7 protein-coding genes are annotated in these 7,449 nt (G+C 38.7%); 5 read left to right on the forward strand and 2 right to left on the reverse strand.

Going from position 1 to position 7,449, the window contains the following annotated elements; genetic code table 11:
- The first annotated feature begins 411 nt into the window (after positions 1-411).
- Positions 412-2,022 (forward strand): CTP synthase, encoded by a 1,611-nt coding sequence (locus ESP02_RS12445; protein ID WP_002310226.1) that lies wholly within the window; start codon positions 412-414, stop codon positions 2,020-2,022.
- Here the strand turns inward: ESP02_RS12445 and ESP02_RS13620 are convergent.
- A complete protein-coding gene (locus ESP02_RS13620; protein WP_002372800.1) occupies positions 1,999-2,211 on the reverse strand; it encodes a hypothetical protein in 213 nt (70 codons plus the stop codon). The two genes, ESP02_RS12445 and ESP02_RS13620, sit on opposite strands and share 24 nt — an antisense overlap.
- A gap of 102 nt (positions 2,212-2,313) precedes the next feature.
- On the opposite strand from ESP02_RS13620, the gene ESP02_RS12455 reads away from it, so the two are divergent.
- The 4 genes from ESP02_RS12455 (at position 2,314) to ESP02_RS12470 (ending at position 6,272) form a co-directional block, all read left to right on the forward strand.
- Positions 2,314-3,183, forward strand: a complete 870-nt coding sequence (locus ESP02_RS12455) for a class II fructose-bisphosphate aldolase (RefSeq protein ID WP_010733337.1) — start codon at positions 2,314-2,316, stop codon at positions 3,181-3,183.
- Positions 3,184-3,347: 164 nt separating this feature from the next.
- Positions 3,348-4,619 (forward strand): UDP-N-acetylglucosamine 1-carboxyvinyltransferase, encoded by a 1,272-nt coding sequence (locus ESP02_RS12460; protein ID WP_002372795.1) that lies wholly within the window; start codon positions 3,348-3,350, stop codon positions 4,617-4,619.
- Positions 4,616-5,911 (forward strand): transcription termination factor Rho, encoded by a 1,296-nt coding sequence (rho, locus tag ESP02_RS12465; protein WP_002290332.1) that lies wholly within the window; start codon positions 4,616-4,618, stop codon positions 5,909-5,911. The genes ESP02_RS12460 and rho overlap by 4 nt, the downstream gene beginning before the upstream one ends.
- Before the next feature lie 97 nt (positions 5,912-6,008).
- Positions 6,009-6,272 carry a type B 50S ribosomal protein L31 gene (locus ESP02_RS12470; RefSeq protein WP_002290330.1) on the forward strand — a complete coding sequence of 88 codons (264 nt, stop codon included), beginning with the start codon at positions 6,009-6,011 and terminating at the stop codon, positions 6,270-6,272.
- 103 nt (positions 6,273-6,375) lie between these two features.
- Here the strand turns inward: ESP02_RS12470 and ESP02_RS12475 are convergent, their stop codons facing one another.
- Positions 6,376-6,528 carry a tyrosine-type recombinase/integrase gene (locus ESP02_RS12475; RefSeq protein WP_073994776.1) on the reverse strand — a complete coding sequence of 51 codons (153 nt, stop codon included), beginning with the start codon at positions 6,526-6,528 and terminating at the stop codon, positions 6,376-6,378.
- Positions 6,529-7,449 lie beyond the last annotated feature (921 nt).

The raw sequence follows: 7,449 nt of genomic DNA on the forward strand, positions 1-7,449 counted from the left end.
AGAACACCGTTTATTTGGAAATAAGGAGGGCACGACTTTTGTCGCACCTCCTTATTTTTTTATCTATTGTTTCACTTAAAATTTTTCAGTAAAGATTTCCTGATTTGCTTAAGTTTAACGTTAGCTATGTTTATCTCAAGCCTATTATGTGGGTTAAATTTTTTTGCACTCATAAAGGACTTAAGAAATAATTTCTCAAAGGATACCGATAAAGAAAAATTGTAAGCGGATAGTCTTCATTTGAGTACTTGACTTTCCCTCAGTCAGCTTGTATTATACACCTTGGGCACCCTTTTAAAGGGTCAGAAGTTTACAGAAATTTCGGCTCCCTATTCTTATTGAAGAATAGGGAGCTTTGTTTATTTTCTGAGACTTTTCCTGCACATAAATTAAAAAGGAGTTTTTGAACTTATGACAAAATATATTTTTGTGACCGGCGGTGTCGTTTCATCAATCGGAAAAGGGATTGTTGCAGCTTCTTTAGGACGCTTATTGAAAAACCGCGGCTTAAAAGTAACTATCCAAAAATTTGATCCATACATCAATGTGGATCCAGGGACGATGAGCCCATATCAGCACGGAGAAGTATTCGTAACAGATGATGGTGCTGAAACAGATTTGGATCTGGGCCACTACGAACGTTTTATTGACATCAATTTGAACAAATACTCCAACGTGACGACAGGAAAAATCTATTCTGAAGTTTTGCGTAAAGAACGTAAGGGCGAATACTTGGGAGCAACAGTTCAAGTTATTCCTCATATTACAAATGAGATCAAAGAAAAAATCATGCGAGCAGCTAAAATGACTGATTCAGATGTGATCATTACAGAAGTAGGAGGAACGGTAGGGGATATAGAATCTTTGCCATTCCTTGAAGCACTTCGTCAAATGAAAGCAGATGTCGGTACAGATAATGTTATGTATATCCATACAACATTGATCCCTTACTTGAAAGCTGCTGGAGAAATGAAAACTAAACCAACGCAGCACAGTGTAAAAGAGCTACGCGGTTTAGGTATCCAACCGAATATTTTGGTGGTACGTACAGAGCAACCTGTTTCTCAAAGCGTGAAAAATAAATTGGCACAATTTTGTGATGTCGAACCAGAAGCAGTCATCGAGTCGCCAGATGTAGATACACTTTATTCCATCCCATTAGTTTTACAAGCACAAGGAATGGATCAAATCGTTTGCGACCATTTGAAACTAGATACACCAGAAGCAGACATGACAGAATGGAAAGAATTAGAAGAACGTGTCTTGAACTTGAAGAAAAAAGTACGAATCGCACTTGTCGGTAAATATGTCGAATTACCAGATGCATATATCTCAGTAGTTGAAGCATTGAAACATTCTGGTTTCGCCTATAATTCAGATATCGAGATCGATTGGATCAAAGCACAAGAATTAACGAGAGAAAATGTAGAAGAACGTTTGAAAGATGCAGATGGAATCTTAGTTCCTGGCGGTTTCGGCGATCGCGGAGTAGAAGGGAAAATCGAAGCGATTCGTTATGCTCGCGAAAATGACGTTCCGTTTTTAGGGATTTGTCTTGGTATGCAGATGGCTTGTGTCGAATTTGCACGTAACGTCGTTGGGTTGGAAGACGCGGCATCAGCTGAAACAAATCCAGATACAGCAAACAACATTATTGATTTAATGGCTGACCAGGAAAACATCGAGAATTTGGGTGGAACTTTACGCCTTGGATTATACCCATGTAAAATCAAAAAAGGAACGAAGACGGCTGAAGCATATGATGGAGCCGATGTTGTGCAAGAACGTCACCGTCACCGCTATGAGTTCAACAACAAATATCGTCAAATGTTTGAAGAACAAGGGTTAGTCTTTTCAGGTGTCTCACCAGATAACCGTTTAGTAGAAATCGTAGAACTGCCAGAGAAGAAATTCTTTGTGGGATGCCAATTCCACCCAGAATTGATTTCTCGTCCAAATCGTCCGCAAAAATTAATCAAAGCATTTGTCGGAGCATCATTAGCAGACCATGAAACAAAATAATTTTTTAGCTTGATAGAAAGAGAAAAGCAGCAAGAGAAGGGGATAAGCAATTTTCTTGTTACTTTTCTTTTTTTCTGATTTGTTATTATTTATAGAAAAAAAGATAGGAAGTAAAAGACTTTTTTTGAGTAAAGAGCGATTAAGCATTTTATTTTTTGCAAAAAACTTCTTGAAAATTTTCATTTTCATTGATTTTAGTAGAAAACTACCGAAATGTTTGGTAAAATAGGGTCGTTGGTTAAGAATTGTCTTAACAAATTTAGTTTTACAAAACTTAGGAGGAATTTTATTATGCCAGTAGTATCAGGAGCTGAATTTTTAAAAGCTGCTCGTAAAGGCGGTTACGCTGTCGGCGGGTTCAACACAAACAACTTGGAATGGACTCAAGCAATTCTTGAAGCGGCTGAAGCAAAACAAGCACCAGTACTTATCCAAACATCAATGGGTGCAGCTAAATACATGGGTGGTTACAAAATCTGTAAAGATTTGATCACTGATTTAGTTGAAGCAATGAACATCACTGTTCCAGTTGCTATCCACTTAGACCATGGTGACTACGAAGCTGCTTTGGAATGTATCGAACTAGGCTATACTTCAGTAATGTTCGATGGTTCACATCTACCATTCGAAGAAAACTTGAAATTAGCTAAAGACGTTGTTGAAAAAGCACACGCAAAAGGTATCTCAGTTGAATGTGAAGTTGGTTCAATCGGCGGAGAAGAAGACGGAATCATCGGTAACGGCGAATTAGCTGACATCGAAGAATGCAAACAAATGGTTGCTACAGGTATCGACTACTTAGCTTGCGGTATCGGTAACATCCACGGTCAATATCCAGAAAACTGGAATGGATTAGCATTTGACCACTTACAAGCAATTGCAGATGCTGTAGGTCCAGACATGCCTTTAGTATTACATGGCGGATCAGGTATTCCTCAAGATCAAATCGAAAAAGCTATCTCAATGGGTATCTCAAAAGTAAATGTTAACACTGAATTCCAATTATCATTTGCTGCAGCTACTCGTAAATATATCGAAGCTGGTAAAGATAAAGAAGGTAAAGGATTCGACCCTCGTAAATTATTAGCTCCAGGTAAAGCAGCAATCGTTGAAGATGCAAAATCTCATATCGACTGGTTTGGTTCAGCTAACAAAGCGTAAGCATCCACATAACAGATACGATATACAGGAATGGAGAACGACTTTTGAAGTCGTTCTCCATTCTTTTTTACTTAAAACGGCAGACCATGCTCGTTTCTTTTTTTTATCTATGATAAAATACAAGCATATCCATGAAAAAAGATTAATAAACAAGGTGGAAACAGATGAAAAAAATCGTAATCAAAGGAAACCGACCTTTAGCTGGCGAAGTAACGATCAGCGGTGCAAAAAATAGTGCAGTCGCATTGATTCCAGCTGCAATCTTAGCTGATTCCCCAGTGATCTTGGAAGGTGTGCCGGACATACAAGATGTTCATTCATTAATTGAAATTTTAGAGATCATGGGCGCAACGGTCCATTTTTCCAACAACATACTAGAAATTGACCCTCGAGAAATCGTATCGGTTCCGATGCCGCACGGAAAAATCAATAGTTTGCGTGCGTCTTATTATTTTATGGGAACACTGCTTGGTAAATTTGGGGAAGCGGTAGTAGGCCTGCCAGGAGGCTGTTATTTAGGTCCTAGACCGATTGATCTACACGTCAAAGGATTTGAAGCTCTAGGTGCTGAAGTGACAAATGAACATGGTGCCATGTATTTACGGACAGAAAATGAAGGGTTGCATGGCAATCGTATTTTTATGGACGTGGTTTCAGTCGGAGCTACAATCAATGTGATGTTAGCTGCTGTAAAAGCAAAGGGACAGACAGTAATTGAAAACGCTGCACGAGAACCGGAAATCATCGATGTGGCAACTTTACTGAATAATATGGGGGCAAAAGTTCGAGGAGCGGGTACAGATGTGATCCGTATCGAAGGAGTCGAAGCATTACATGGCTGTCGTCATTTCATGATTCCTGACCGTATCGAAGCAGGAACCTATCTGGCATTAGCAGCTGCAGCAGGAAATGGTATCAAAGTGAAAAATGTGATTTTTGAACATTTGGAAAGCTTTATAGCAAAATTGCAGGAAATTGGCGTCCATATGAAAATCAGCGAAGATGAAATCGAAGTTTACCCCTCAAAAGAATTAAAAGCCGCAAATATCATGACCTATCCTTATCCAGGATTTGCCACAGATCTGCAGCAACCACTCACTGCGTTGCTATTGATGACCGTAGGCACTTCAGAAATCATCGATACGATCTATGCGAAACGGGTGAATCACGTGCCTGAATTAGCTCGAATGGGCGCTGATATTACCGTGGAAGGAAATATGATCATCGTGAATGGTCCAAATAAACTTCACGGGACAGAAGTCGTGGCTTCCGATCTTCGGGCAGGTGCTTGTTTAGTGATTGCCGGACTATTAGCAGAAGGAACAACGACGATTTATAACGTAGATTATATCTTACGCGGTTATGATCATATTATCGAGAAACTAACAGCCTTAGGGGCATCAATCGAAATGACAGAGGAAGTGGGAGCTGAATGAGCGATTATTTGACAATGGCAGAACTAGAGAACAAAACGTTAAAAGAAGTTTATAGTTATGCCAAAGAATTTAAAATTCCTTATTACAGTAAGATGAACAAAAAGGAATTATCTCTAGCTGTGATTCGTGCACAAGCTGAGAAACAAGGATTTTATTATATGGAAGGGATATTAGATATCGTTGGTCAAGATGGTTACGGTTTTTTACGGCCAATTAATTATGGACCAAGTGCAGAAGATATCTATATTTCTGCCTCACAAATCAGACGATTCAGTTTGAGAAATGGGGACAAAGTGGCAGGAAAAGCCCGTCCACCTAAAGAATCGGAACGTTATTATGGTTTGATGCACGTGGAAAGCGTTAATGGAAAAGATCCGGAAGAAGCAAAAGAACGTCCGCATTTTCCAGCCTTAACACCTCTTTATCCGCAAAGACAGCTTCAACTGGAAACAACACCGCAAAGACTATCTACCCGAATGATCGATATCTTCTCTCCAATCGGTTTTGGTCAGCGTGGATTGATCGTCGCACCACCAAAAGCAGGGAAAACTTCTGTATTAAAAGAAATCGCAAATGGTATCACCGAAAACTATCCGGAAGTAGAATTGATCGTTCTACTGATTGATGAACGACCGGAAGAAGTAACGGACTTAGAACGAAGCGTGAAAGGCGACGTGGTATCTTCTACATTTGATCTGCAGCCGCAAAACCATACTCGAGTTTCTGAATTAGTATTGGAACGCGCAATGCGTTTAGTCGAAGATAAACGAGATGTCGTTATCTTGATGGATAGTATTACCAGACTTGCTCGGGCCTATAACTTAGTCGTTCCACCAAGCGGACGTACATTGAGTGGCGGGATTGACCCAGCCGCGTTGTATAAACCTAAGAAATTTTTCGGGGCGGCAAGAAACATCGAAGAAGGTGGCAGTTTGACGATTTTAGCGACCGCTTTAGTCGATACAGGAAGCCGCATGGATGACGTGATCTATGAAGAATTCAAAGGAACTGGAAATCTAGAATTACAACTTTCACGCGAGTTATCCGAACGTCGGATCTTCCCAGCCATCGATATCAAAAAATCAGGTACCCGAAAAGAAGAATTATTGATGCCAAGTGAAGAACTAGAAGAAATTTGGAAACTTCGAAAAAATATGACTGGAGATTCATTAGAATATACGGAACAACTGATCCGCTTTTTGCGTAAAACAAAAAACAATCAGCAATTTTTCAAAGAATTTCAAGATGTCTCCTTTGGTAAAAAAAATCCGACCAGAAATCTGAAAAGATAATTGCAACCTTGACTGAAACATGTTAAGATGTTAATGTTGTAAATCGACAAATCAACTCTGGTTCAGCAAATGGAGCAGGGCAAAGGAGCGAAAAATCATGAAAGAAAACATCCATCCAGATTACCACCCAGTAGTATTCATGGATTCAACAACTGGTTTCAAATTCTTGTCAGGTTCAACAAAAACTTCACAAGAAACAGTTGAATGGGAAGACGGTAATACATACCCAGTCATCCGTGTCGAAGTAACTTCTGACTCACATCCATTCTACACTGGACGTCAAAAATTCACACAAGCAGACGGACGTGTGGACCGTTTCAACAAAAAATACGGTCTCAAAGACGCAAACGCTGCGGAATAATTCTAACTTGGTTAGAACGTTGGTTTACCAACGGTTTAGAGATGTTTTCCTTCTCGGGGGGGGCATCTCTTTTTTTGTGCTTGAATGCCATTTGAAAAAGTTATCAGATAGACATGAACTTTGCGAAGTGATTCCGTTTTTTATCTGTAACATGGACGTATACATTTATTGTAGTTTTAATGTCGGTATGATCCATTCGCTTTTGAATTTCTTTGATTGAGGTACCTGTTTCCAACAGCAAACTGCAGTGAGTCATGAACCGTCATATGATCTAAATCATGTTTCCTTATGTCTCAAATTTGGTTAGGAGTACGCGAGGAATTCCCACTTTGTCCGCTACTTGCTGTTGTATCTAACCTTTGTCTAGACGAGTTTCTTTTACAGAATTTCCTAATTCCTCATGTGTTAATCGATCTATAGTGACCTCTATTTCATATTTAGTTTTCAAAGAACGATAAAGTACGTATTTAAGTGTATGTAAATATACCAACAAATAGTCACACGTCAATATAAAAAGTATGAAAATAAGTACAATATTTATTCAGTATTATGGTATGATTTTGATAGTTAAAAGTTTGGAGACATAGAAATTATAAAACCATATGCGATTGAAATAGGTGTAAGAATCAAGAAAACAAGGACAAATTTAGGATACAGCATGTCGCAATTTGGAGAATTAATTAGCGACTATCCAAAAATGACTGTAAATAATTGGGAGAGTGGAATCAATCTGCATCAAAATGACTAATGATTATTTGAAAGATTGTTTGTGACAAGTTCGACCTGAAGAGACAGTGAGAAATGTTGGCATGCTAGTCTGTAACGGGATATTTTTAAGCTTTTAATGCTTATAGTTGGCCTTCTGTTAGAATGGGACAGCATAGTGGCACGCCACTATACAACAGGCAAAATACCCAAGAAGGGTGAGTCGATTGGGGCAATATCATTCTTGGAAATTTGCCTAGTAGAATGTGTAAACTTGACTAAAAGTTGAATTAATATGATAAAATTAAGTATCATTTGTCAAAGAGATAGTTTCTAGAAAATGAATTGTGAATAATGTATTTTCTGAAGTATTTTTGATAATGATTCAACGAAATTCGAATAAGTTGTTCCAATCATTTTGGTATATGACCATTATCTTGGTGTGCGAATATTTTCCTTGTATAGGAAAAAA

Source organism: Enterococcus sp. NBRC 3427, from assembly GCF_007996925.1.
GTDB lineage: Bacteria > Bacillota > Bacilli > Lactobacillales > Enterococcaceae > Enterococcus_B > Enterococcus_B lactis.

Excerpts from the sequence above, each read along its gene's own strand:
- ESP02_RS12475 (WP_073994776.1), bottom strand. The coding sequence starts at position 6,528 with ATGACTCACTGCAGTTTGCTGTTGGAAACAGGTACCTCAATCAAAGAA.
- ESP02_RS12455 (WP_010733337.1), top strand. The coding sequence starts at position 2,314 with ATGCCAGTAGTATCAGGAGCTGAATTTTTAAAAGCTGCTCGTAAAGGC.
- ESP02_RS12470 (WP_002290330.1), top strand. The coding sequence starts at position 6,009 with ATGAAAGAAAACATCCATCCAGATTACCACCCAGTAGTATTCATGGAT.
- ESP02_RS12445 (WP_002310226.1), top strand. The coding sequence starts at position 412 with ATGACAAAATATATTTTTGTGACCGGCGGTGTCGTTTCATCAATCGGA.
- rho (WP_002290332.1), top strand. The coding sequence starts at position 4,616 with ATGAGCGATTATTTGACAATGGCAGAACTAGAGAACAAAACGTTAAAA.
- ESP02_RS13620 (WP_002372800.1), bottom strand. The coding sequence starts at position 2,211 with ATGAAAATGAAAATTTTCAAGAAGTTTTTTGCAAAAAATAAAATGCTT.
- ESP02_RS12460 (WP_002372795.1), top strand. The coding sequence starts at position 3,348 with ATGAAAAAAATCGTAATCAAAGGAAACCGACCTTTAGCTGGCGAAGTA.